Origin of the sequence: Roseateles agri, assembly GCF_034043675.1 — a bacterium.
Classification (GTDB): Bacteria; Pseudomonadota; Gammaproteobacteria; order Burkholderiales; family Burkholderiaceae_C; genus KK5.
Window position 1 is genome coordinate 108,275 of record NZ_JAXCLA010000013.1, and the last position, 23,474, is coordinate 131,748.

22 protein-coding genes are annotated in these 23,474 nt (G+C 64.8%); 14 read left to right on the forward strand and 8 right to left on the reverse strand.

Going from position 1 to position 23,474, the window contains the following annotated elements; translation table 11 throughout:
- Positions 1-163 precede the first annotated feature (163 nt).
- Positions 164-1,135, reverse strand: a complete 972-nt coding sequence (locus tag SNE35_RS31555; protein ID WP_320427045.1) for a LysR family transcriptional regulator — start codon at positions 1,133-1,135, stop codon at positions 164-166.
- Between the two features lie 1,102 nt (positions 1,136-2,237).
- Here SNE35_RS31555 and SNE35_RS31560 point away from each other — a divergent pair.
- Positions 2,238-3,227 carry an SLAC1 family transporter gene (locus SNE35_RS31560; RefSeq protein WP_320427076.1) on the forward strand — a complete coding sequence of 330 codons (990 nt, stop codon included), beginning with the start codon at positions 2,238-2,240 and terminating at the stop codon, positions 3,225-3,227.
- Positions 3,228-3,240: 13 nt separating this feature from the next.
- Here the strand turns inward: SNE35_RS31560 and SNE35_RS31565 are convergent, their stop codons facing one another.
- On the reverse strand, positions 3,241-3,771 hold the full coding sequence (locus tag SNE35_RS31565; RefSeq protein ID WP_320427046.1) for an acyloxyacyl hydrolase: 531 nt from the start codon (positions 3,769-3,771) through the stop codon (positions 3,241-3,243).
- A gap of 278 nt (positions 3,772-4,049) precedes the next feature.
- On the opposite strand from SNE35_RS31565, the gene SNE35_RS31570 reads away from it, so the two are divergent.
- The 5 genes from SNE35_RS31570 (at position 4,050) to SNE35_RS31590 (ending at position 9,192) form a co-directional block, all read left to right on the forward strand.
- Positions 4,050-4,550, forward strand: coding sequence for a hypothetical protein (locus SNE35_RS31570; protein WP_320427047.1), 501 nt, complete (start codon positions 4,050-4,052; stop codon positions 4,548-4,550).
- Between the two features lie 181 nt (positions 4,551-4,731).
- Positions 4,732-4,992 (forward strand): cupin, encoded by a 261-nt coding sequence (locus SNE35_RS31575; protein WP_320427048.1) that lies wholly within the window; start codon positions 4,732-4,734, stop codon positions 4,990-4,992.
- A 35-nt stretch (positions 4,993-5,027) separates the two neighbouring features.
- Positions 5,028-5,414 carry a SirB2 family protein gene (locus SNE35_RS31580; protein WP_320427049.1) on the forward strand — a complete coding sequence of 129 codons (387 nt, stop codon included), beginning with the start codon at positions 5,028-5,030 and terminating at the stop codon, positions 5,412-5,414.
- A gap of 134 nt (positions 5,415-5,548) precedes the next feature.
- The gene (locus SNE35_RS31585) at positions 5,549-7,126 is read left to right on the forward strand and encodes a methyl-accepting chemotaxis protein (protein WP_320427050.1); all 1,578 of its coding nucleotides are present in this window, start codon (positions 5,549-5,551) and stop codon (positions 7,124-7,126) included.
- A 2-nt stretch (positions 7,127-7,128) separates the two neighbouring features.
- Positions 7,129-9,192, forward strand: a complete 2,064-nt coding sequence (locus SNE35_RS31590; RefSeq protein ID WP_320427051.1) for a putative bifunctional diguanylate cyclase/phosphodiesterase — start codon at positions 7,129-7,131, stop codon at positions 9,190-9,192.
- A gap of 615 nt (positions 9,193-9,807) precedes the next feature.
- Here the strand turns inward: SNE35_RS31590 and SNE35_RS31595 are convergent.
- The 3 genes from SNE35_RS31595 to SNE35_RS31605 all read right to left on the reverse strand — a co-directional run bounded on the left by SNE35_RS31595 (position 9,808) and on the right by SNE35_RS31605 (position 13,183).
- Positions 9,808-10,248, reverse strand: a complete 441-nt coding sequence (locus SNE35_RS31595; RefSeq protein WP_320427052.1) for a carboxymuconolactone decarboxylase family protein — start codon at positions 10,246-10,248, stop codon at positions 9,808-9,810.
- 325 nt (positions 10,249-10,573) lie between these two features.
- Complete coding sequence (locus tag SNE35_RS31600; protein WP_320427053.1) at positions 10,574-11,161, reverse strand: MliC family protein; 588 nt, start codon at positions 11,159-11,161, stop codon at positions 10,574-10,576.
- A gap of 627 nt (positions 11,162-11,788) precedes the next feature.
- Positions 11,789-13,183: a nitrilase-related carbon-nitrogen hydrolase gene (locus tag SNE35_RS31605; protein WP_320427054.1), complete on the reverse strand. Its 1,395-nt coding sequence runs from the start codon at positions 13,181-13,183 to the stop codon at positions 11,789-11,791.
- Between the two features lie 281 nt (positions 13,184-13,464).
- On the opposite strand from SNE35_RS31605, the gene SNE35_RS32050 reads away from it, so the two are divergent.
- Positions 13,465-13,755, forward strand: a complete 291-nt coding sequence (locus SNE35_RS32050; RefSeq protein ID WP_348539334.1) for a hypothetical protein — start codon at positions 13,465-13,467, stop codon at positions 13,753-13,755.
- A 415-nt stretch (positions 13,756-14,170) separates the two neighbouring features.
- Here SNE35_RS32050 and SNE35_RS31615 read toward each other — a convergent pair whose 3' ends face one another.
- The 3 genes from SNE35_RS31615 to SNE35_RS31625 all read right to left on the reverse strand — a co-directional run bounded on the left by SNE35_RS31615 (position 14,171) and on the right by SNE35_RS31625 (position 15,833).
- On the reverse strand, positions 14,171-14,530 hold the full coding sequence (locus SNE35_RS31615; RefSeq protein WP_320427055.1) for a hypothetical protein: 360 nt from the start codon (positions 14,528-14,530) through the stop codon (positions 14,171-14,173).
- 125 nt (positions 14,531-14,655) lie between these two features.
- Positions 14,656-15,465 carry a S1/P1 nuclease gene (locus SNE35_RS31620; protein ID WP_320427056.1) on the reverse strand — a complete coding sequence of 270 codons (810 nt, stop codon included), beginning with the start codon at positions 15,463-15,465 and terminating at the stop codon, positions 14,656-14,658.
- Between the two features lie 158 nt (positions 15,466-15,623).
- Positions 15,624-15,833, reverse strand: coding sequence for a hypothetical protein (locus SNE35_RS31625; RefSeq protein WP_320427057.1), 210 nt, complete (start codon positions 15,831-15,833; stop codon positions 15,624-15,626).
- A gap of 656 nt (positions 15,834-16,489) precedes the next feature.
- On the opposite strand from SNE35_RS31625, the gene SNE35_RS31630 reads away from it, so the two are divergent.
- The 7 genes from SNE35_RS31630 to SNE35_RS31655 all read left to right on the forward strand — a co-directional run bounded on the left by SNE35_RS31630 (position 16,490) and on the right by SNE35_RS31655 (position 23,384).
- Positions 16,490-18,511, forward strand: a complete 2,022-nt coding sequence (locus tag SNE35_RS31630; protein WP_320427058.1) for a ParB/RepB/Spo0J family partition protein — start codon at positions 16,490-16,492, stop codon at positions 18,509-18,511.
- 602 nt (positions 18,512-19,113) lie between these two features.
- On the forward strand, positions 19,114-19,899 hold the full coding sequence (locus SNE35_RS31635) for a DNA methyltransferase (protein WP_320427059.1): 786 nt from the start codon (positions 19,114-19,116) through the stop codon (positions 19,897-19,899).
- Between the two features lie 10 nt (positions 19,900-19,909).
- Positions 19,910-20,215: a hypothetical protein gene (locus SNE35_RS31640; protein ID WP_320427060.1), complete on the forward strand. Its 306-nt coding sequence runs from the start codon at positions 19,910-19,912 to the stop codon at positions 20,213-20,215.
- Positions 20,216-20,650: 435 nt separating this feature from the next.
- Positions 20,651-21,175 (forward strand): hypothetical protein, encoded by a 525-nt coding sequence (locus SNE35_RS31645; RefSeq protein ID WP_320427061.1) that lies wholly within the window; start codon positions 20,651-20,653, stop codon positions 21,173-21,175.
- Between the two features lie 627 nt (positions 21,176-21,802).
- The gene (locus SNE35_RS32175) at positions 21,803-22,108 is read left to right on the forward strand and encodes an HNH endonuclease (protein ID WP_431312814.1); all 306 of its coding nucleotides are present in this window, start codon (positions 21,803-21,805) and stop codon (positions 22,106-22,108) included.
- A gap of 42 nt (positions 22,109-22,150) precedes the next feature.
- A complete protein-coding gene (locus tag SNE35_RS31650; protein ID WP_320427062.1) occupies positions 22,151-22,537 on the forward strand; it encodes a DUF6283 family protein in 387 nt (128 codons plus the stop codon).
- A 667-nt stretch (positions 22,538-23,204) separates the two neighbouring features.
- Positions 23,205-23,384 carry a hypothetical protein gene (locus SNE35_RS31655; RefSeq protein WP_320427063.1) on the forward strand — a complete coding sequence of 60 codons (180 nt, stop codon included), beginning with the start codon at positions 23,205-23,207 and terminating at the stop codon, positions 23,382-23,384.
- Positions 23,385-23,474 lie beyond the last annotated feature (90 nt).

Sequence of the window (23,474 nt, forward strand, 5' to 3'; positions counted from 1 at the left end):
CGTGTCATCAGGTCTTGTTGGTTGCCATGTCCGTTAGTCGTACTGTAGAGGTTCAATCTCCGGGAAAACACTGGCCCGTATGGGAAGCATCGTTCCTGATTCTGAAATAGAGCAGGACACATTCGCTTCAGATGATTGACGACGGAGACTGCTTCGATCGATGTCAGCCCAACGTCTTGGCGTCCACCGCGTCTCTGCCGTCTGCCGAAGACATTGCAGACGGTATGAGCGCTTCTTCGTTCCGGTGGAACAAGTCGATCACCCAGTCGATGAAGACTCTCAGCCGCGCGCCGTGCCGTCGGTTCGGCGGGTACATGATGTGCAGCGGCAGCGGTGGGACGGTCCACTCAGGCATGATTCGTAGCAACCGCCCCGCGCGGAGGTAGTTCCTTGCAGCGACCGTCGTTGTCCTGATCACTCCTAGGCCGTTCAGCCCGGCAAGGATGTTCGATGTCGAGTCGTTGACGGCCAGAACGTGCTTCGCGCTCAGTTCTGTGGTGACGCCGTCACGAATGAGCCGCCATGCGCTCGTTCTGCCGGTGCGATGGGAGAAATAGTTGACCACTCGATGGTTCTGTTCGAGATCACCAGGGTCGGTCGGCAGACCGTGATCCCTGGCGTAGTCGGGTGACACGGCGACCATCATGCTGAGCTGGCCAAGTGCACGGGCGACGGCAGATTGGTCGGTGACTTCGCCGCCGCGGATGACGCAGTCGACGTTGTCGCCAATCAGATCGATCGGTCGATCGGAAACACCCAGGTCGATAACGATATCAGGGTACCTGCGATGGAACTTGGGCAGTGCCGGGATGATCATGAAGTGCCCCACCGTGGCTCCGACATCGACACGCAGCCGTCCTCTGGACGACGCCTTGACATCGTCGAGGATGTTGCCCTCCAGTTCCTCGACGTCCGCGAGGATCTGGACCGCCCGCTCGTAGTAGGCGACCCCGGCTTCGGTCATCGACATGCGGCGCGACGTGCGATTCAGGAGAGGGGTGCGTACCTCTGCCTCAAGCATCTGGACCTGTCGGGTCAGCGATGCCTTGGCGATGCCCATCGAGTCCGCGGCCCGACTGAAGTTGCCTGCCTTCACGACTCGCACGAATGCCTCCATCGCTCCCAGTTTGTCCATGAATCTGCCCTTCTACGCCGGCGTGCTCGAGTTCGAGCCCTGCGGAGTCAACGTTGTGCCCGTGCTTTCCATTGCACGACGCATCTGCGCAATTCCCGCAGGTAGCCTGCCGTGCACGTGCGACACGATTCGGCGCCACGCCGCCGAGAAAAAGGACCCGGCACGCGGCCGGGTCAATTCGGCGCCCGAGGGAGGGCGGGACAGGCGGGGAGAGGGCGCCGACGGAGAGACTATAGGCAGGAGCGACTTTCGATGCGTGCGCCTGATGACGCAGGATTTCTATCTCTTAGGAGGTATGTTCCGCAGGCATGTAGTTGGCGATTCCACCGAGCACAGCGAGGGTTGACGATGAGCAGACCGCATAAGTCTTGCTCGGGAATTTGCTGCGCATCGGGTATGAATCGCGCGGAGTCGAGCGAGCTGAGCAGAGAGCGGCGCTAGCATTCCTTGAACTCAAGGTCGTCGCCATCCGCTGCCAGGCGACGGGACACCGAGGTTGTGGTCCGCCAAGTCTCATAACAGCTAGTACCACAGAGAAAGACCCTATCGCTCGTAGCCTCCGGTGCGATGGCCGACTCCCTGCTCAGGCTGGTGCCACAGACTTCACAGCGGACCGCTGCGGGTCCGAGATAGACCTTGCGCAGCCCTGGCTTTGCAGATTTGGGACTCATGCTTGGTGAACTGCTATGCGCGAACCTTGTCCTCTGTGGCTGACCCGGCAAGAACTAGCAGCGCAAATTCCCGCGTGGGGAAGTCCTGGGTTTTCGTTCTTGACAGATTTCGCTCGAGGCCGAAGGGCACATCTGGAACTACAGGACGGGATGCGGAGGTTCCGTCATGGTGCCTGGCTCTTGAACTGGCGACCTCTATCCAAAGTAGTGTGCAGTGTGGCCAGTGGACTGAGGGAGCCGCGCCCTCACGGATGTGCCTCTGTCAAAGGTGCCAGCTGAAGCTGCGACTTGGTGCGGATGGTTGCGAGTCCTTGGACCGCTAGCCTCACCAGAGAGCCGTGATTGCTGCGCGTGATGAGACTCGCTGGCGCGGCAAGACCTCTGTTGCTCACCGGACTGTGCGGCGTGTCGAAGGGCATCGTCGAAATCCTATGAACAAAATATCTGACGCCGGCAGACGCGCAACTGGTCGATATGCTGCGGCCTCTCTGTTCGGGAGCGTACTGGGCATCTGCGGCCTGGGAATGGCATGGAGGCTCGCCGCAAGGATCTGGCTGTTGCCATTCGAGATCGGCACGGCCCTGCTGGTGCTGGCGGTGACCACATGGGTTGGCCTGCTTCTACAGTATGGGTTTCAGGCACTCCGGGATTGGCCAGCCGTGCTCGAGGAACTGAGGCATCCGATCACTGGCGGGACACCGGCATTGGTAGGTATCTCGACGCTCCTGATTGCAATCTCAGCTCGTGCCGACGCGCCGCATGTCGGCGCCTGGATCGGAGTTGCGGGCTTGGCTTGGCATCTTTGTTTCTCGCTCTGGCACACGGGCACCATGTGGCGCGGTGGCCTCCAGTCCGGCGACATCGCGCCGACCTTGTACCTGCCGTCCGTGGCTGGGAATTTCACCGGTGCCGGCTTCCTGGGTAGCTATGGCCTCCCGGACTGGGGCTGGCTGTTCTTTGGTGCGGGGGTATTCGCCTGGCTGAGCATGGAGTCTTTGGTTCTACAGCGCATTTGGCACGCAGCTCATTCACGGTCCGCAATGCCAACCGTAGGGATTCAGTTCGCCCCACCCGTGGTGGGCGGGACTGCTCTCCTGCTCCTGAAGCCCGACATCCCTCCGGCCATCATTCTGATGCTGTGGGGCTATTCGCTGTTCCAGATGATGGTCGGCCTGCGGCTGTATCGCTGGCTACTCGCCGAGAGCTATTCATCTGCCTATTGGTCCTACACATTCGGCGTGGCGTCATCTGCCGTCTGCGGCTGCAAACTGATATTGCTCGGGAGCGATCCGGCACGTACCGTGGGCCTTCTGACTTTTGGCTTTGCCAATCTGGTGGTCGGCTCACTGCTACTGCGCTCCGCTTTCGACATGGTGGTGCGAGCAGTCGCCTTGCTGCGCCAGCGCCGACCGGTAGACTGATCTTGCCAGTTTGCTAAAAGCGGCGCATCCAGCGGAGCTGGAGGAAGTTCACTCCAGGATTCGGATGCTTGATGCCGCCGTTTGAATAGTGCTGTAGCCTGAGGACCAGATCGTTCTCCTCGTCGAGATGTCGTCCTATGGCAACGTGATCACCGAAGTTGAAAGTCGTGCTGAAGCGTCGATCGTTTTCTCTGAATAGCGGGGCGAGGACATTGGCGCCTATGCCCAACTCGGAAAACCATGCTTGGCTCTCGCCACCGAAGTTGACGCGCAGCACCGGCGTGACGCCTACCTGGCTGATCCAGGGGCTGTGCGTCGCGCCGTCCTCGCGAATATGCCATCGTCCGAGCGATGTCTCCACATAGGTTTCAAGAGACGTTCCATGCCAGTCGGTATGCCACGATAACTTCCAGTAGATCCCTGCGGTGACCGACAGGGTGTGAGAGGCTTCGCCGACCTGCAGAAATGCGCCCTCAATCCGTTGTGAGGGTTGTTCGGCGCAAGCCAGAGGCGACGTGAGGCCGAACGCCGCGCAGATGGTCATGTGCAGGAGTTGGGATATGTATCGGACTTTCATCTGGACGTGCGAGCAGTTGGCACGTCAGGATGCGATTCGTCGGGATCGCTGGCATCTGTCTGTAGTGAGACTTTCGCGTTCCCACTGCGGCTGACTTGCGGGCAGTCATGGGATAGATGAAGGTGGAAGTGATGGCAATGAGAGCTATTTTTACTACCTGAGATCATCATTCAGTATCAAGACCGAGCCAGTCGAGGCGATTCGTTGCAAGCGCCGGGAAGGCTACCTTGGTACGCTGAGTCGCCATGAAGCTCTCTTCCGTCGATCAAGAGCAGGGCGCCGGCTTTGCTGGCTTGTCCACCTCGGTCCTACACGCTTACTCGAGTCCACCAGCTGGCGTGGCGTCGCGACGGGAACTGGCCGAGCGCCGACAGGCTGTGGTGGACGCCACGGTGCCCGTCGGCGGGCTGCTGCGTGCAGAGGCATTCAGCAAGCTGCTTCTGACCCGGTTCGGGCAGCCCGTGCCGCTTCTGGCACATTGGATCGTCCATCGGCGCGTGCTGAGCGTGAACTGGTGCACCGAGATCATGGTGCCGCTGTTCCAGTTCGAGCGGCCCAGCCTTGAGCCCATTTCAGCGATGAGGGAAGTTCGTGCCCAGTTCGAGGGGACGCTCGACGATTGGGCAATCCTGGAATGGTTCGTGATGCCGAATGCGGTGCTGGAATATGACTCTCCGGCGCGTCGCATATCGCACGATTCGAATGCTGTCGTGCAGGCGGCAAGGGGCAAGCATCTCGGCGAATGAGCGAAGCATGTGCCGCGTTCTCCGCAATTCCGAGGTAGAGGCGTGTCCACGCGGACGCCGTCATCAACAGCTCTCGCCTAGACATTGCACAGAGGCTGTTTGTGCCATTGCTCCCACACCCACTTGAAATCCGATCCTAGTCAACCGGCGTGGCGACCGGATCGCCATAACGAAGACGTACGTGATTCTTCAGGCAAAGCAGCTGGGGCTGATCCGCTTGGTGGCGTGCGCGGAACAACGGCTCCCTGAGCGCCGGGTGGATGGCGAGATGACGAGCCTGCGTATCGAGGAAATCCTAGTGGTTCACACTCACGACGGTACTCACCTGATCGGACCGGGCGGGCTCATTCATCTGGTGCGGGACGATGCGCATGCGATTGACGCAATCGCCGATGCATCGGCGCTGCGGACAATGTGTCAGCCCTGGCGAAGAGACGCGTGATGCAATTGTTCGACCGTGTGAACAGGGGCCGATGAATGGACTACGAGACCGTCAGGCTGGTCCATCAGAGCGCGGTCCTGGTGTCGGTGGCGGGGTTCGCGGTCCGTGGCGCAGCGTCGCTGAGCGGGGCGGCCTGGGTACATGGTCGCATCGCGCGCTCCTTGCCCCACCTCATCGACACCGTTCTTTTCGCATCCGCCCTGGTGCTGATAGGGCTGCGTGATGGCGAGCAGCTGCGCGAGACTTGGCTGCTGGTGAAGTTGCTGGCTCTGCTGGCATACATCGGACTGGGCGGCATCACCTTGCGGCGGGGATTGCCCAGAATGCTGCGCAAAGGAGCCTTCGCAGGTGCCCTGGTCACGGTCGCGTGGATGGCCTCGGTGGCTATCACCAAGAATCCGCAGGGATTTCTGGCCTGGTGACGCGAGCTACGACCTCGTGGGTCAAATGCGAGATCGCGCCACATTCCGTCCATTCGCGGTTCCTTCCTTCAAGTCGTCCACGAAGCCGCTTTCCATACTTCGACCCACTCGCAATTCACCTCGGTGCATCTGCCATGACCATGCTCGGCCGAATGTCCATCCGATCTCGTCTGAACTCCGCGTTCTTCATACTGACAGGGATTACGGCCTGTTGCATCGTGATCGCCCTACAGCGACTGGAGGCAATCAACACAAGTCTGAGTCGGGTAGACGCCTCGGTCTTGCCGACCCTCACACGGATCTCCGTTCTGGACGAGCGCGCCAACCTCGTGGCACGGGATCTGCGCAACGCGCTACTGTTTACGGACGAAGCCAAAGTGGGCGAGGTGCTCGGAGAGGCCGATCAACAGCGCCGCGAGTTCGAGGGCACGCTGGCGCAGCTGGAGTCCGCCAAGGACAACTCCGCTGAAGCCAAGCGCAGCCTCGTAGCGCTGCGACAGGGCTTTGACGCCTATCTGCCCCTGCATGCGCGCCTTGCAGAAATGGTGCGGGACAAGGACCGCCGTGTTGCCGCGACGGAGTACCTGATCGGTCCGGTGCGGGATGCCCAACTGCGCTACATGACCTCGCTGGAAGCACTGAAGGTCACTCAGTTCAAGTATCTGCATGAGGTGGTCGAGGAGGGCGAGCGAATCCACAGCGCAACCCGGTGGCTGTTCTATGTGCTGCTGCTTGTCGCGGTCGTGGCATCGCTGGTGCTTGCATCGCTGATCAGCCTGTCGATTACCCGACCGATCGAGCGCGCGGTGGGCATTGCCGAGCAGGTCGCACGTGGAGATCTCAGGCGGCTCGAGATCGAGACCCAATCGGACGAGACCGGCCGTCTGTTGCTCGCGCTCCAGACGATGACGGACGAGCTGCAGGATCTGGTGCAGGCCGTGCGCAGCAGCTCGGAGGCCATCGCGACGCAATCCGAGCAACTGGCAGACGGGAATGCACACCTCAGCGAACGCACTGAGCGTCAGGCCGTCAACCTTCAGGAGACGGCCGCTACGATGGAGCAACTGACGTCGATGGTCCAGCGCAATGCGCTCGCCGCAGGTCAGGCCGCTCAACTGGCCGCCTCTGCCTCATCGGTGGCGGAGGCTGGTGGTTCTGCCATGCAGCGCGTGGTCGTTGAGATGGGTGAGATCTCCACCGGAGCCAGCCGCATCAACGACATCCTGGGCTCCATCGATGCGCTGGCCTTTCAGACCAATCTGCTGGCGCTCAACGCCTCGGTAGAGGCGGCGCGAGCGGGACAGCTCGGACGTGGCTTCGCCGTCGTAGCGGCGGAGGTCCGCGTCCTCGCCAAGCGCAGTGCCGACGCTGCGGGGCAGATCCGCCGCCTGGTCGCGCATGAGGCCGCCGTTGTCGAGTCCGGCGAATCCGCCGTGCTACAAGCGGGCCAGACCATGGACCGCATCGTTGCCGAAGTTCGGCATGTGCATCATTTGCTCAGGGAGATCAGCACGGCGAGTGCCTTGCAGTCCGATAGCATCCAGCAGGTCGGTGAGGTCGTTGCGCAGTTGGACGATGCGACCCAGCAGAATGCGTCGCTTGTGGTGCAAGGTTCCACGACAGCTGTTGAATTGCTCGGTCAGGCCCGAAGTCTCAGCCAGGCCGTGTCGGTTTTCCGGACGACGCCGGCAGGTTCCCGCATGAAGGGCTGAACGTGCAACCGATTCGGTCTGTCGCGATCCCGCACGCAGCGGATCCGATTGGCTCCCACGGCACGCTGCCGGTGGTAAGTCGCCGCTATCGGCGGCTGGTGTACTCGCTGCTCGGCTCGCTGATCACGATCGGCATCATCCTTTCCTTGGTGATGGCTTGGTCCAGCGCAGACATCCGGCGCAGCGCGACACCGCTGCTGCGAGAACAGGTGCCGGAGCTGCGCCAACTCGCCGACCTGGAAGCCGCTTTGCTGAGGCATCAGCTCATTCTCAACAACTACTTTGCCGGATCCATCGACCGCGATGACTTTCTCGTTGGAGAGATGCAGGCACGCCTACAGCTCATCCGCCTCTTCGAGCAACTGGTGGTGCCGCTGAATGCCACCGGCCAACTGGCACCTGTTAATGGCAACGTCGTCGAGCTGGCGCAGCTCGCCGATGAGTTCAAGCGGGTGGACCGTGAGGCCTTGCGGCGGACGGCGCACCCGCGCGAGATCCTGATGCAACTCAACGCCGTGGTGAAGGCGCTGCAGGAGGAGTTGTCCGTCACAAGGCGCGAGCTCGAGACCAACCTGTACAGGGGAAGTGACCGCACCGTTGCCGCTATCGACAAGATAACTCTGCTCATCTTCGGCTTCGCTGGCCTGACCGTGCTCACCTCGGGTTTCATGCTTTACCACGCTCGCGCCCGCTTCAATTCCGAGGGGCGACTCGCGTTCCAGGCCGCGCACGATCCGCTGACCGGCCTTGCTCACCGACGCGCTCTGGAGCACCGGCTCGGCGCCCGCGGCAGCAGCGGCAAGGTACTGGTGCTCGGACTGGTCGACCGCTTTGATCGCATCGTCGGCGGGCTGGGGCATGCGCGCGGCGACGAACTATTGCAGGCACTGGCTCAGCGACTGATCAAGGTCGCTGCGGATTTCGAGGGTCAGGCCTTTAGCCTGGATGGTCCGACGGTGGCCTTGCTCTTCGAGCGGGATTCGCTGGAGAGTTGCGCCGACTATGCGGTCGAGCAGCTCCGGCGGCAGATGGCCGAGGCGTTCATACTCGATGGCCATGAGGTTTTCATCGACCTGACCCTGGGCTATGCCTGCGAGGACAGCGGCGAGGCGCAAGGCGAGCCCTTGCTACGACGTGCCGGAGCGGCGTTGCAGTCGGCGATGCGCATCGGCGGCGGCAGTGTGGTCGGGTATTCGTCGATGCTGCAGACGCTGTCGCTTGCGCGGCTGGATATGGAAACCGATCTCCGGCACGCCCTCGAGCGGGAGGAACTCGAGCTGTTCTACCAGCCTCAGCTCGATCTTCCGACCGGGCGACTTTCGGGCTTCGAGGCGCTCGTTCGCTGGCGGCGGTCGGGCCGGCTGGTCTCGCCGGCCGACTTCATCCCTATTGCCGAGGAAAGCGGACTGATCATCCCGATCGGCGATTGGATCTTGGAAGAGGCTTGTCGCCAGGCCCGGCGATGGAACGAGCCGAACATGCACCAGGGACTGCCCGTGACGGTGGCCGTGAATCTGTCGATGCGGCAGTTCCGCAAGACTCAGTTCATCGAGTCCATCGAGCAGTCCCTGCGCAGATCTGAGGTTAACCCCACGCACATCGAGCTCGAACTCACCGAAAGTGCAGCCATGCACAACCCCGACCAGGTGCTGCAGCTCTTGCAGCGCCTGCGTGGCATGGGCCTGGCACTGGCGATCGACGACTTCGGCACCGGCTATTCCAGCCTGGCCTATCTGCAGCGCTTTCCGCTAGACAAGCTCAAGATCGACCAGTCATTCGTTCGCGAACTGTCGCGTGGCGACGATGCGGCGGCCAAACGCAATGCCGAAAACATCGTACGAGCGATGATCACGCTTGGCCATCAGTTGAACTTGCGTGTCATCGCCGAGGGTGTCGAGACCGAAGAGCAGATGCATCAGCTTGTGCAACTCGGATGTGACGCCATCCAGGGCTACCTTTACGGTCGCCCCGTTCCTGCTGTGATGGCACAGGAGTTCCTGCTGCGCGAGCGCCTTTCCCATTTGGCCCGACACGACGCGACATTGCTGAGCGGCCCGCCGCATTGAGCTAGCCCCCTGGACCGCGCAGCGGGCGCCGTCTCAAAGGACCTGACCGATACGGGCAACCGCAGTTTGGCAGAGTTCGTCGCTGGCGTCCGCCACAGCTTCTGATCCAGGAGGCGTCCTTCATGACGGGAGTTGCCTTGTCGGGTTGCGAGGACAGATCCTGATCCGTCGGAATGCCGCGATGCAGCAATTTACTGGCCGCTCCTGGAGCCGCAAGACCGATAAAAAAAATGCCCAGCGTAGGGCCGGGCGAATTCGACTCCCATGAAGGAGGGAACATAGAGTGGGAGCCGAAGGTCGCAAGTAGCTGTTCCGACGTACTGCCGCGGCTCCTGCGGCGAGACAAATAGTGACGGTCGGTGTTTGTCTCCTCCACCGTCTTTTGTCCTTCCTTGTTTGCCCGTCCATGCCGGTGCGCCGCTCCGCATCGAAAGAAGCCTGGGCCAAAGACCTCTCCGTGCGGTACCGCTATCGGGTGATGGGCCGCTCAGGGACTTTCGCCAGTCGCGCGAGCCGATGGCCGGATCGGGGGAGCTCTCATCCCGATCTTTCCGTCGGGCAACGGTTCAGGTCTGCGCCTGCATTGTGTCTGCGAGCCTTGCCGCCGGCGAGGGGTCACGCCGCGGGCATCTTGCGGAAGCTCACGGCCATCCGATTCCACGCATTGATGGTTGAAATCGCCAAAGTGAGTTCCACCAATTCGGCCGGTTCGAAGTGCTTGGAGACCTCGAGATAGACGTCGTCAGGGACGTGCGTGCTGGCGACCAGCGTCACGGCTTCCGTCCACGCCAGTGCGGCGCGCTCGCGGTCGCTGAAGAATGGCGTCTCCCGCCATGCAACCGTGCCGGCGATGCGGCGTTCGCCTTCGCTACTCTTGCGCAGGTCGGCGCTGTGAAGATCGATACAGAATGCACAGCCATTCACCTGCGATGCCCGCAGCTTGATGAGATTCAGTAGGTCAGCGTCGAGGCCCAGGCTGGAACTGGCCACCTCAAGCGCGATGAGCGCCTTGACGGCTTCGGGTGAGGCTTCGCGAAAGTCGAGACGGGTTTGCAAATTGAAATCTACGGCGTTGGTTATGAATCGCTGCTGCGACGCAGCCGGTGCCAATAATTTAGTCCGCGCTCAGGCGAGCTGGGATGCCAATTTGACGAAGCTTCGTGGAGCCACTTGCCTCGCCGCTGTTGTGTCAAGGACTCTCATCGAGTAGGTGAAGGCAGCGTGGGAACTTGGAGTGACTTGGGCTGTAGCGTGGGTGGATCGCTCTGCAAGGTCATGATCGTTCGACGCGACACGCGCGTCATCGGTGGCATACGGTGCTCAGCTCATGCGGCCAAGAGGCTGAAAGGCCAGCCAACGCAGAGTTCCGTCCGCTGGCGGCTTATGGGGTCCGACAAACGCGCTGGGCCGAACCCTTTCCCCAGCGAACCAGCGCCTCGCCATGCGCCAGCCAGACCTGGATCCCGGGGGCGACGTAGCGCGAGCCGCTTGCACTGGGCGCGAGCCACAACACGACGTCCATGCCACCGCGCCTTGCGATTGCGGTTTCGGTGAAGGACCCCGTGGGGAAGAACTCCAGTTTTAGCAGATCACGGGTCGCTGAATCGCAGACGAATGTCGCCTGGCCGGATGCATCGACGAGCCGAAAGCGTGCCTGCAGTGCCGCGGTGCGCCTGACGGTGTGGTCGCGTACGCATTCCCACGGCAGGGCATCGGATAGGCAGCGCTCGCGTGTGGCGCTCCAGGTACGCTGTTCGCTTTTCAGGGCAGCCAATCCCTCGCCTGCCTTCCGCTGGGCGCTGGCGAAGGCGTCGACAAGCATGCGTTCGTCGTCTGCGAGCTCCGGATCGCCGCACACGAGGGCTTGCAAGCCCTGTGTCGCGGAACAGTCCGCCGCCGTGTCGCCCGCGAGAGCGGTTCTCGATGAGAACATCAGGACGATGCCGAGGGATAGAACAAGCAGCTGCATGGGGGCCTTCATCATCCTCACCGAGGGCGTGGAGCGTAGTCGGCAATGTAGAGGGCGGACGGCTAGATTGCGAGGGAGAGTTCGCTCGCAAGGGAAGAATGTTCCTTCCGCGCTGCCGAATCGGCGCCGAAGGCGCGGTAAACGCGTCACCGGTCGCCGCGTTGCTGTCGCGACCGACGCCTCACATGCGCCGCTGGCTAGTTGCCACGAAGCGACGTGTTGAGCACGGTGGACAAATCGCGCGCCGTGACTGTCAGTTGGACCACGACCGGAGAATCCATGCGCGTGGCGTTGACCTCGCCGAGCACGTGATCCTCGGGATGAATGCACGGCACCGAGACGATCCGACAGGAAGCTTCTGCCCAAGCTTCCCGATAGGAAGTGTGGTTCGAATCGCAGGCATTGGCGCGAACCGCGGCCCGCAGCACAACGAGGCGGCTGAGGCAGGCCCGTATCAGACCTGAATCCCAGACAGAAGTAGCGGACCCTCGTTCCGACGAGGCTGGCCAGCCGCATACGATGCAATGCAATCTCGGTGCCGGACCGCTGCAATGTCCGTTGCACAGTCCCATGCGTTTAACGTGCAAGCGATCAGACCCGGGACGAACGCAGCTGAGTTTGCCAGTTTCATATCTTCGCCTTCGCGGACCGAGACTTCAGTCCGACGCGACAGGCCGCGGCCAGCACGAACGTCAGGGCTAGGCACGTCCAGGGAAAGACATCGCCTATCCGGGTGTAGAGCGTGGGACCCGGTCCGAGGGAAAGATCGGCTTGGATCCAGACCAATTGATCAGTGTCTACGGCCTTCCTCGCGATCAGCCGCCCCTGAGCATCGCTAGCGGTCAAGAGGCCATTATTGGCCGCGCGCACCACGGCGAAGCCGTTCTCGACGCCGCGCATGATCGCAGGCCGGGCGTGCAGCCAGGCGTCCGTGCCGAAATCCCAGGCGGGAACCGCCACCAGCGTTAGTCCGGTCCGCGCGTCCTGACGGATCGTCTCCGGGAAATCCATGTCTTTGCAGATCTCCATGGCCATACCTCCACCCAGGACGCCGGGTGCGTCCCCCGGAGTGAATTGAGACTCTATCGGCTGCAGCAGGTGACGCTTGGCGTAAACGCGCCAGCTTCCATCGGGCGAGAAAGCCGTGGCGATATCGCCGAACGGTGCACGCTCGTGGAATCCTGCCACGATCTTGGCCCCCGTCTGTGCCGATGTCGTCTGCAGGGGTGCGAAGACCTCCTGGCGCCATGCGCGTCTGGTCGCCAAGCTCTCCTCCGGCGCCACCAACAGCTTGGCGCCGCGCCCGCCGAGCTCCCGGGCAGCCGAAGCCAACGCAGTGGATGCATCCACGTTCAGACCCAAGACATCATCCTGGTCGGCGAAACGCGTCTCGGCCAGGGCGGCGACGCGAACGACGCTCGACTGCGGTTCGAGCAGCCTTGCGGCTCCGAACGTAATATCAACGGCGCACAGCGCAACCCCTGCGCCCGCCGCCGCGAATGCGGTCCGGCCGCCCCGTGCAGCAAGCGCCAGCGCGCTGGCAAACAAGCAGAGGATGAAGGTGACGCTGTACATCCCGAACAGGGACGCGCTCTGGAGGACCAGGGGCGCTGACATCTCGCTGTAGGCGATCGATCCATAGGTACCGTGCCGCGACAGCAGGCTCACGACGTAGTCCGCGGCGGTCCAGCAGGCAGGGAACGCGAGGAGGGCGGCGAAGGAGCCGCAGCCTCGCTGCACGAGACGGGCGAACAGGATGGCGAAAGGGAACAGGATCGGGCGCAGACCAAAAATGATCGCAATCGCCAAGGGTGGTGCATCGCCGTAGCACTGCGGGATGTAGATCTGGCCCGCGAGATAGGCGACGAAACTCGCCAGGGCCAAACGCCAAGCCGGCGTGTTGCCGAAGGCCAGCCACAACAGAGGAGCGGGTGCAATCCAGGTGAGCAGCCAGGCGTCGGCTAAGCCTTGCGAGAAATAGAACAGGACGGCACTCAGAGCCGCGCAGACCCACTCGCGCATGTCTTCTCCTCCAGGTCAATCAACTTGGTATGTAGTGCAGTGGCGAATGGGCGAGGTCGAGCTCGAACGGCACCCAAAGCGGCGTGCGCGGTTGACGGCCGCTTCACGCCTGAGCAGCAACCCCGGCCGGTGCGGGTATGGTGGCGGAACGGGCGCTGGCGTGGGAGAGGGCGGCCACACCTACCGGCAGGCTTGCGGTGACTGCCGTGGTGGCGGCGCAGGAGGCGAGGCGGAAGGTGGTTGCTTTTGTCACGGGGCACTTTCGTGGCAGAGGTCTGACGGTGGCGGCACTTTCGGGCCTGACACCCCCGATGCGCCAGCAGCTTGCGATCGGTCGCGCAGGCAATCCGACGAACTGCATAGAACGTCGACAGGCCGTAAGTTGCGGCGGTGGCCTCAACGCCTACAAGATCACAAGGTATCCATTGCGTCGGTCGCGCATCCGTACGGCGCAGGACTTGCTCGTCTATGCCGATGTCGCCACGATCATGACCCACACCCATGTGCCAAAGGTAGGCGGCGACGGCTTGCGCAGTCCGATGGATTCGTTGGCGGCGCGCTCCAAATCCTGAATCGGAGCTCGAACGAGCTGCGGTATGCCTTCGTGCGGTTGACGAATCCCGTAGCGCGGAGGCGGTCTGAACAGCCGGAGCTTCATTAAAAAAGCGGCCCAGCCGAGAGGCTGAGCCGCACAAAGTCTCGACGCTGTCATCACGTTGAGACTCCTGCTCAGGGAGGAAAAGCAGGGCCCCTCAGGGCACTTGCAGTCTAGGGGGAATGAGCTGTTCAGGCGCATCGGCTCCCCTCGTTTCGGGTGGTCTTGCCCTTCTCGAATCGTCAAGACGTCCGTTCTGGTGCCCGCGGAAGGCTCGCTCACTTCGCCGCGCTGCGCGCGACGATTCGCCTGGCGAACAGGCCGATCCTGTTCAACGAGTTTCCCGACGCCAGCGTCGAAGTAGTCGTGTTGGTGGCGATCAAGGCAGACGCCTAGCCCGGAAGCGTCGGCGTCACGTAGTAACTCGGCACGCGCCAGACGGTGCGTGCCGGCCACCAGGCGCCGCACCGGACGAGCGCTTCGCTGTTGGTCGCCGGGGCCACTTGGATCGAATTGCCGCACGCGTCTCGCAGGTCCACCAGGTTCTTGGCACCGCTCGGCGCAGCCGACACGAGGAAGGCCGGAGAGCTGCTCTTCGGTGCCTTGTTCCACCACTCGGACTCGCCGACGACGAGGAGGGTAAGGGTCGCGATCGCAGCGACAGCTACCAGCCTCACGGGGTGACGGGACCAACCCGTGTCGCTTGTGCCCGGCGCGGGCACGTCCACCTGTTGGTCGATCGCATGGCCCATGGACTTTTCTCCCTGATCAGCGACCCGCCGCAGCAAGGTCAATCGCATCGGTCGATGTCGCTGACGCGATCCAGGTGCTCAATGATGCGTCGATCCGGGGCGCCGTGAATGTTGAGGCTTGACCGCTAGTTTCTGCCGGGCAGCGTGTTGAGGACGGTCGCCAAGCGGCGCGAGGCCGCGGCGAGCTGATCCACGACCAGCGGGTCCCAACGGGTCGCATAGGCCCCGTCGAGCACGTGCCCTTCGGGATAGAACTCCGGCGCCGCGACGACGCGGCAGGACTGTTCTGCCCATCGGTCCGGTGCGAACGCGTCCTTCGGGTCGCCTGTTTTGGCTCGCACCGCCGCCCGCAGCGCCTCGAGTCCGCCCGGCCAGTTCCGGATCAGGCCGGAGTCCCAGACCGAATGCAGGTTCGTGCCGCGCCCGGCGAATTGCACCTGGTAGGTGTTGCCGCCCTTGTCGTCGGCATACCCTGCGTGCAGGGGTTGATGCACGTCGCCCACGAAGTGGGTCACGTACTTCAGCGCGAGAAGCCTCTTTTCGTCGGCCGCGTCCGACTTGAGGATGGCGGTCTGGCGTTCGATGGCGCCCACGACGCAAGCGCCGTTCGCGCAATCGCGGGATGCGTCGTAGCTGCAGTTGCCATCTCGGGGGAAGTTCACGTAGTGCCACGATGCCGTCGTCGGCGAACGGACTTCGTCTGGCCACGTGGAGATCGAAACGAGCGTTGCGCCTTCTTCGAGCTTCAGCAGGCGATCGATTTCGGCGCGCGCCTGCGGGGTCAGGAGCGACTCGGCGATCTCGGCGACCAGTCGGTGGCCGTCTGCTCCCCAGGCCAGGGCGTTCGAAGCGCTGGCCAGGAGACCCAGTGCGGTCATGGCGGCGACGGCCGCCCGATGTGGGAGGCCGGATGGCTTGCGGCGGAAAGCTTTCATCAAGAGTGCTTGTGGGTAGGTCATCGCGCCATCCTAGGCGCGGCCGCCACTGCCCGCGGCGCGGCGGTGCGCTCTGGGGCCGTGGGGATCGGGTCGCGGCATCTTGCGTTCGTGCGCGACTGACGCTGGCGGCTGTTGTGCTGTCCGTCGCTTCTCGATCAGTCCGTGATGGTCACCTCGATGGATCCGAGCCGGACCTTGTCGCCCAACTGCGTTAGTCGGCGCCGGCCGTCGGCATGCGGGGCTGTGATCAGGCCGTTGTCCTGCAGGCGTTGCTGGACCTCCTCGGGAACGATTTTTCCGCCGACTGTGGGTGGGATGAAGTAGAGGCTGGCCCTCTCTGCGGTAGTCAAGATGATCTCGGTCATGGGGCATTGTCGCGGAGCCTGGTGCGGTCGATCGAACGGTGGCGACAGAGCTGTGCGCTGGTGCACTCGGTTGTTCGCTCTTGCTCACCCGCGATTCACCAAGTATCCAAATTCCCTTTGTGCGGCGGCTCCTGCTCCGCATTCGCACCAGGGTTCTGCGGGTTCGCGCGGGAGCGCTCATCCTCGCTGCGCGAGGACTGCGGTGCAGCCCTCCGCATCCTGACCGCGGCCGGCAGGCCTGCCGGCCCAACACCCGATCGGCGCCGCTGCGCGGCGTGAGCGGCGGCCCGTGGGGCGGGGCCGCCCGCTGCTGGCCCGTTCCTGAAAACCCCGTCCTTGCGCCCCTCTTTCGGGGGTGGAAACCGCTCGCTGGTTCCGGCTCTCTTCGACACCTAGCGCATGGCCGCCCCAGCGCAAGGGCCGGCGATGCCTTCGTGCGCGCCCGGTCCCTGCGCTGCGCGCCGGGCTGCGGCCTGTGCGCGATCCCTTGCGCTGCTTCGTCCTTGCGCTCTTCCGGCGCCGAGCCGGCTCCAGAGAGCAATTTCCACCACCACCCACGAAAGGGGTCATCATGAGCGCAAGGACACTTCATTCACAAGCCAGCAGCCGCAAGGCGGGCGTTCCCCCCGCCCCCCCCCGAGCCTCACCAAAGAGCAATGGTTGCCCTGCGGGCGCAGGAAGGCGAGGGCGTGCCGCAGTACATCCGGCTGGGCGCGCTGCGGCTCGACGAGCGCAATGTGCGGCACGATCCGCCGAGCGAGGAAGAGATCGAGGAACTGGCCGATCTGATCGATGCCCAGGGCCTGCTGCAGAACCTGTCGGTCGTCGCCTACGACAAGCTGATCTACGAGGCTCAGCCGAAAACGCGCGGCAAGGGCAAGAGCCGGAGCCGCGACAAGGGTCAGGTGTACACCCACGGCGTGATCGCTGGCGGGCGCAGGCTTCGCGCGCTGTTGCGGCTGGTCGTGCGCGGGCGCATCTCGCTGGACGAGGAAATCCTCTGCTCAGTCTTCCCTGCCGAACGGGCGACGGCGGTCAGTGCGGCCGAGAACTCGGGACGCCGGGCGATGAGTGCGGCCGACACGATCCAGGCGTTCGCGGACATGGTGCGGGACGGTGCAGGCGTCGAGGAGTTGGCGGTCTGCTTCCATCTGTCTCCGCTGACGGTCCAGCGGCGCCTGAAGCTGGCCGGTGTGTCGCCGGTTCTCTTCGACCTGTTCCGCCAGGAGGGGATCACGCTCGATCAGCTGATGGCGCTGGCGCTGACGGATGACCACGCCGTGCAGGAGGCCGCATGGAAAGGCACGCCCGCGCACAACCGATCGCCCCGGGCCCTCCGCGCGTTGATCGGCGGCGCGGGCATCTCCGTCGCCGTCGTCAAGTTCGTCGGGATGAAGGCGTACCAGGCGGCGGGCGGCGTGGTGCTGCAGGACCTGTTCGCCGAAGTTGGCAACCAGCCGGAGTACGTCCAGGATCCCACGCTGATGATGCGGCTGGCCGGCGAGAAGCTGGAAGCGCTGGCCGCCAAGGCCAGGAGCAAGGGCGCGCCTTGGGTCGAGACATTCACGGTCTTCGGCTACCTGGAGCGCGAACGCTTCGCCGAGGCCCCGACGGCGCTGCGTGTTCCGACCGTGGACGAGGCCGAGGCGCTTCGGCAGCTCGATGTGGAACTGTCGTCGGCGCAGGAACAGTTGGACGCGTGCTACGACTCCGACGTCGAGGAAGCTGAGGACGACGGCGAGGACCGCGAGTCAGACGGAGGTGGCGAGATCCAGGTGCTGGAGGCCCGCTGTTCCGCGCTGACCGCGCAACGCAACGAGTTGCTCGACAGCCGCCGGGAGGTTCCGGCAGAGATCCGGTCACTGGTCGGTGTTGTGATCTACGTGGACGAGCGGGGCAAGCCGGTCCAGGTGCGGAAACTGCGCAAGGACGATCTCGCCGCCGCACGTCGAGCAGCGAGCAAGGCGCAGGCTGCACATGGAGATGATGGCGGCGAGGGCGGCGAGGCGGCGCAGGATGGCACGGGCGAATCGAAGGCCTCGGGCTTGTCCGAGCGCCTGTGCAGGCAACTGACCTCGCACCGGACCCGTGCGCTGCAGGCCGTGCTGCTCGGCCGTCCTCACGAGGCCACGGCGGCGCTCCTGCATCCGCTGCTGGCGGCCCTGGTGTATGGGCATGGCTCCTACTACGAGAGCCGCAGCCCGCTGCACCTGCGGGCGGACGACTGCGAGGGGCCTCTGCACACCTGGGCTCCTGACCTGGAGGGCAGCCGCGCCGAAGGCGTGGTGACCCAGGCGCTGGAGCAGGCGCGCAAGCTGCTGCCCGCCGAGGCCGCTGACCTGCTGCCCTGCCTATTGGCAATGGACGGCGACACCTTGCAAGGGCTGCTCACGCTGTGCGCGGTGTTGTCGCTCGACGCCATCAGCAGCAACGGCAAGCCGCACTGCTCGGACGTCCTGGCCCAGGCCGTGGAGCTGGACATGCGGCAATGGTGGACGCCAACCGGTGCGGGCTTCCTGTCCAAGGTTTCGAAGCAGCAGATCGCTGACGCGGTGGCCCAGGCTGGCATGGCGGGCGAAGCCCAGGCCCTGGCGAAGCTGAAGAAGGTCGAGGCCGTCGGCAAGGCCGAGAGCCTGCTGCAGGACAAGGGCTGGCTGCCGGCCATCCTGCAGCGCTGATCCAGTGATTCCGGGTGCGAGGACGCGCCGTCTGGCGGGCCTTGCATCCGGTGACTCGCCGATGCGCTGCGGCACCTGATCAACATCCGGCAGCGGCCCGTCCCTGGTCTCCAGAAAGCGCGGGGGGCAGGGCGCTGCTGGCACGATCTCTTCGGCTGCGGCACGGCGGCGTGATTTTCTGGGCGCGTCGCCAGTGCGCTGGCGCGCAGGCTACCGGCCGGCGCGACGTTGGACGTCGCGAGTCCTTGGAGGTTAGGGGTCAGGTCTTGCGCCACCGGAAGAGCCCACGGCGCATCTTGCGCCGCAGTGCGGCGAACGGGTGGTTGGGGCCTGCGGCCTGTCTCTGGTCTTGAGCCGGTTGCCTGCGCCGTGCCGCCCTGGGGCGCTGGTGAGCTTGCCCCGGGCGTCCCGGCTGGTCAGCCTTGCCCGTCCTTGGCCGGGGCTTTCGCGGCATAAAGCCGCTGCGCTATTTATTCCACGGTCCCCGCCATCGCCGCCCTTGCGACGCCCGCTCCGCCGTGCGCTCTTCTCCCGCCGCTGGGGGAGCGCCGGCCGCTCGCCACGGGGGTGAGCGCCGCTTGCGGCGCTACTGGGAGACTGTCATGTCCCTTCCCTTGAATCGTGTGTTGCTGGGCGATTGCTGCCGTCTGCTGGCGGAGCTTCCGCCGGACTGCGTGGACTTCGTGTTGACCGATCCGCCCTATCTGGTGAACTACCGGGACCGGTCGGGGCGCAGCCTCGCGGGCGATCGCGAGGCGGACTGGCTGGAGCCGGCCTTCGCCGAGGTGTTCCGCGTGATGCGGCCGGACACGTTGTGCGTTTCCTTCTACGGCTGGTCGCGCACGGACCTGTTCTTTCGCGCCTGGCGGCGCGTGGGTCTGCGGGTGGCCGGGCACATCACCTTTCCGAAGCGCTACACCAGCACGACGCGGCTGATGCGTTATCAGCATGAGAGCGCCTACCTGCTAGCCAAGGGTGAGCCGCCCGCACCGGCCGAGCCGATCGGGGACGTGATCGACTGGACCTACTCGGGCAACAAGCTGCACCCGACGCAGAAGCCGCTGAGCGTGCTGACGCCGTTGATCCAGACCTTCTGCCGCTTGGGCGGGCTGGTGTTGGATCCGTTCACCGGCTCCGGGTCCTCGTTGGTCGCCGCGCAGTCGGTCGGCCGGTACTTCGTTGGCATGGAGATCGACCCGGCGATGCACGCGGTGGCCGAGCGCCGCCTGCAGGGGTACCGGGACGCGATGCTGTGGTCCCTGCTGGGAGAAGAGTTCGATCCGCGAGTGCAGGGCCCGCGGTCTTCCGCCGTACCTGCTCCTCGCGCTTCGCTTGGCCGCTCCGCGGCGCGCGAGCCGCGCGGCATGTCGGTCGCCACCGCACGCTGAGGAGATGGCGATGAACAACGAACATTCGTGCGAGGCGGGAGTTGGAGCTGGGGCTGGGGCCTGCCGCGAGGGCGCGCTGCGGCCCTATCTGGAGGGCTACAGCCGGGGCAATCCGGCCGCGCTGAGGGCGCTGCGGGGCTACGACTGGCGGGCGGCGGCGCTGGGCGCGCTGCGTCGCCGGCAGGCGCGACTGCTGGGCGTGCTGGACGACGCCACGTTGATGCAGCTGGCCCGCGGGACGCTGAACCTGGGCGCCTCTGCCGCGCGGATCGCGGACGAGTTGGAGGAGAAGCAGGATCCGGTGGCGAAGCCGTGATGTCCGGGCCGGCCTGCTGAGGCGGGTCGGCTCGCGCTTCGCGCCGGCGGCGCAGTCGCCTGCCAGCTGAGCCGCTGAAATGGCACATTGATGCGCGAGGGCACGTGCCCGTGCGGGCGCCTGTGCATGTGACGGCCCGTTCCCTGGCCGGAGATCGCCGGCCGCGTCGCTGCGCTTGCGCCAGCTGCGGCGGGCGTGCGTTCGCATGCCCATACCGCCTCTCCGACCTACGCCACGCCCGATGCCGGGCCGCAGAATCTGTTGGCGTTGGGTGCGCCGGGCAGGGGCGGTCGGAGCGCCCGCGAGGGGGTATCTCGTCTGTCGATGCGGAGGTTGGCTGCGAGCTTTACAGTGATCGCCATGTTGGAGGATTACTTCGTCACCATTCATGCGTCGCCCTGGCGGGGTCGCAAACTAGCCCTCGCGATCGAGGTCGTGAAACACACGTTCGACGAGTTCTTCGGTGGCCCGGCCAAGGTGCTGGAGGCGCGCCTGGCCTTCGAGGCAGCCGGCGGGCATCATCACTGGGTGCCGCCCGGCGCGGTGTTCAGCGATGCGGAGAACCATTGGTACGAGGCGATGAGCGCTGCCTTCTGGGCCGCTCATGATCAGGTGCCGGTGAAGGCGGACAGCGAGCACTGGAGCGCGGTCTACGTGGAGGTGATGCCACCGGCGGGCTCCGAGCACCGGACGGAGCTTGCGTGGCGCGCGGCGTATGCCCGCGCGGCGCTGAAGGCGGGTGGCGCCTTGGATGCCGACGAATTGGCGAAGCGCTCCTTGTGGGCGTGGAGGGATCTGGCCCTGGCCGATCCGGGCTTCGTGGCGCGCCAGGATTTCAAGAAGCAACTGTCGCCTGGCACGCCCGAGTTCGATGCGTACTGGTCGGGGCGGACGGACACGGCGCGGGCCTGGCCGACCAGCGCGTCGGTGCCGGCACGGCGGCGGCCGCCGCCGATCTAGGCACGGGCTCGGCTTTCTCTAAGCGGTAACACGACCGCAGTGGCAATCGCGCGGCCAAGTCGATCTGGCCTGCGGACGATGTGCATGCGCTTCAGGGCACGAAGGAGAAGCGCGCAGGAAGAGGCCGCAGTCTAGAGTGCCAGGGCGACGGCTGGGTTACAAGTTCAGCGAAAGAAGAAACCGAAGGCTCCGGTTCGGACGATGCACGGCTTACGCGCTCAGTGGCGATGCGGCGCCATGGCGCTGCTGGACGCCGCGTTGAGTGACGCGCCGATTAGCAATCCGTCAAGCGCCTGCCACAGCAGGCGAGCCGCAGGCCTTCGTCGACTCGCGTTGCCAGCTTGATCGATCGTCCAGGCTGTCGCAGAATCGTCTCGCGCATGGGCGGGAGTCCATGCCCGCCGTGTCCGCTCTAGGCCGGCACCGCCGATACCGATAAAGGACGGCGCCCGCAATCGCTGGCTCTCAGAAGCGGGGACTTTCCATCACCGGAAGTCCTTGTGCGGTTGATCTTGATGCAGTGCGAGGACTTCCAACACCTTGGAGGTTCTCATGTCTTCTCTTCGATCGAAGCGCCATCGCGCCTTTGTCCAGCAGGGCGGCTGCTGCTGGTACTGCCGTGTCCGCATGTGGCGGACGTCGCCCCACGAGCTGCCCGTTCCATCCCGCCGCGCCGCGGCCTTCTTGCAGTGCACCGCCGAGCACCTCATCGCCAGGTGCGATGGCGGCACGGACGTCGCCAGCAACGTGGTCGCCGCGTGCTGGCGTTGCAACCGGACGCGGCATGCGCGCCGATGGCCGCCGTCTGCCGACACCTATCGTGCCGAGGTTCGGCGCCGGGTGGCTCGCGGCGGGTGGCACGACCGCTGGGTGAGCGCGGCCGAACTTTATGATTGCCGGCCCTGCGTCCCCACGGGAGAGCCGGTCGCTTGATCGCGGTTTCGTCGGGGCGATTTCGACTGGTCTGGAGTTCCCTTGTCCTCAACCTGGAAGCTGAAGCGCACGGCGCAATGCAAGAAGTGCCCCTGGCGGGTCGATGTCGATCCGCACGACATCCCGAACGGCTACAACGTTGCGAAGCATCAGGAGCTGGCGCGCACGATCGCCAAGCCCGGTGATCTGAGCCAGGTCGGGCAGCCCTTGCAGGCTATGGCCTGCCATGAGACCGACGACGCCCACTGCGTCGGATGGTTGAGCCACCAGCTCGGGCGTGGCAACAACATTCCCTTGCGCCTTCGGATGATGTCCTGTGAGAACTCGATGAATCTGCGGCTTCGTGGCGAGCAGCATGCGTGTTTCGAGGACACCCTGGTCGCGGCGATGCGGGATGGAGCGGCGCCCGTGGACCTGGGTGTGGACTGAGCGGGGCCATCGAGCCTGGCGTTCCTGTGAGGTCGCTCCCACACTGAACTGAGCTTTCCGGCTGGCTTCCGGGAAGGGGCGGGGGGCTGACCGGCGCGTCGCTGCCTGCGCGACGCACGCTGCGGGTCGATGCGGACGAGTGCGGACGAGTGCGGGCGAATCGGGCCCTGAGGGCCCGACCGGGCTCTTGCGGGGTCGCTGTGCGCTCCTCCCCTGAAGGGGACTTGGCGGGGAGTACCCCTCCGCCCTGTCGATCCCTTTCGCGGTGGCGGCCCTCCCGCTTCCGGGAAGCGCGGCCCTCGTTCTCCATGCTGCGCATGCGGGGCCGCTTGGCGAACTGCCCAGCTGGATCGCTGCGCTGCGCGCGGTGCTGGCCAGATCGCCATCCCACTCGCCCGCCATGCCCGGAGCCGGGCCGCTGAACACCGGGCCTGCAGGCCAACAGCCGGCCCCGTGTCGTGCTCGTGGCGGCTCGACCATCGCGCCAGCCGCTGCGCTTGCCTGGCACGCCGATCGCGGAGCCGCCGCCGCGAGTGGCCCTGCGGCGCTTGTCGCTGCAGCAGCTGCGCCAGGCGAGCTGGCACATCGGCTGCGACGCTGGGCGCCGAAGAGGATGCAGCCCGTGCGCCGGTCGTCCCACCGCGACCCCCTCACTAAGCCGCCGACCTTGGGCGGGACGGACTGGCACCGATTCTGGCTGAAGGGCGAAAAGCGCAGCGAGGTGGTGATCCCCGCAGAAACAGAAGCGAGTCTGAAGGAACAGTACGTCCGTTGGGAAGAAATGAAGGAAATGAAGCGTGTGGACGATGCCAAGCCGCGCTGCGCTGTCGCCGCTGGCCACCCCTGATCTGACGGCGGTGGGCAGGCAGTCGGCCGGGCGAGCTTGGGCAAGACAGGGCAGGGCAATGGCTCTTGCAGGACGTGAGGTAGCGGGCCA

Excerpts from the sequence above, each read along its gene's own strand:
- SNE35_RS31635 (WP_320427059.1), top strand. The coding sequence starts at position 19,114 with ATGTCCCTTCCCTTGAATCGTGTGTTGCTGGGCGATTGCTGCCGTCTG.
- SNE35_RS31600 (WP_320427053.1), bottom strand. The coding sequence starts at position 11,161 with ATGCAGCTGCTTGTTCTATCCCTCGGCATCGTCCTGATGTTCTCATCG.
- SNE35_RS31625 (WP_320427057.1), bottom strand. The coding sequence starts at position 15,833 with ATGACCGAGATCATCTTGACTACCGCAGAGAGGGCCAGCCTCTACTTC.
- SNE35_RS31560 (WP_320427076.1), top strand. The coding sequence starts at position 2,238 with ATGAACAAAATATCTGACGCCGGCAGACGCGCAACTGGTCGATATGCT.
- SNE35_RS31620 (WP_320427056.1), bottom strand. The coding sequence starts at position 15,465 with ATGAAAGCTTTCCGCCGCAAGCCATCCGGCCTCCCACATCGGGCGGCC.
- SNE35_RS31565 (WP_320427046.1), bottom strand. The coding sequence starts at position 3,771 with ATGACCATCTGCGCGGCGTTCGGCCTCACGTCGCCTCTGGCTTGCGCC.
- SNE35_RS31640 (WP_320427060.1), top strand. The coding sequence starts at position 19,910 with ATGAACAACGAACATTCGTGCGAGGCGGGAGTTGGAGCTGGGGCTGGG.
- SNE35_RS31580 (WP_320427049.1), top strand. The coding sequence starts at position 5,028 with ATGGACTACGAGACCGTCAGGCTGGTCCATCAGAGCGCGGTCCTGGTG.
- SNE35_RS31605 (WP_320427054.1), bottom strand. The coding sequence starts at position 13,183 with ATGCGCGAGTGGGTCTGCGCGGCTCTGAGTGCCGTCCTGTTCTATTTC.
- SNE35_RS31630 (WP_320427058.1), top strand. The coding sequence starts at position 16,490 with ATGGTTGCCCTGCGGGCGCAGGAAGGCGAGGGCGTGCCGCAGTACATC.
- SNE35_RS31615 (WP_320427055.1), bottom strand. The coding sequence starts at position 14,530 with ATGGGCCATGCGATCGACCAACAGGTGGACGTGCCCGCGCCGGGCACA.
- SNE35_RS31585 (WP_320427050.1), top strand. The coding sequence starts at position 5,549 with ATGACCATGCTCGGCCGAATGTCCATCCGATCTCGTCTGAACTCCGCG.
- SNE35_RS32175 (WP_431312814.1), top strand. The coding sequence starts at position 21,803 with ATGTGGCGGACGTCGCCCCACGAGCTGCCCGTTCCATCCCGCCGCGCC.
- SNE35_RS31555 (WP_320427045.1), bottom strand. The coding sequence starts at position 1,135 with ATGGACAAACTGGGAGCGATGGAGGCATTCGTGCGAGTCGTGAAGGCA.
- SNE35_RS31570 (WP_320427047.1), top strand. The coding sequence starts at position 4,050 with ATGAAGCTCTCTTCCGTCGATCAAGAGCAGGGCGCCGGCTTTGCTGGC.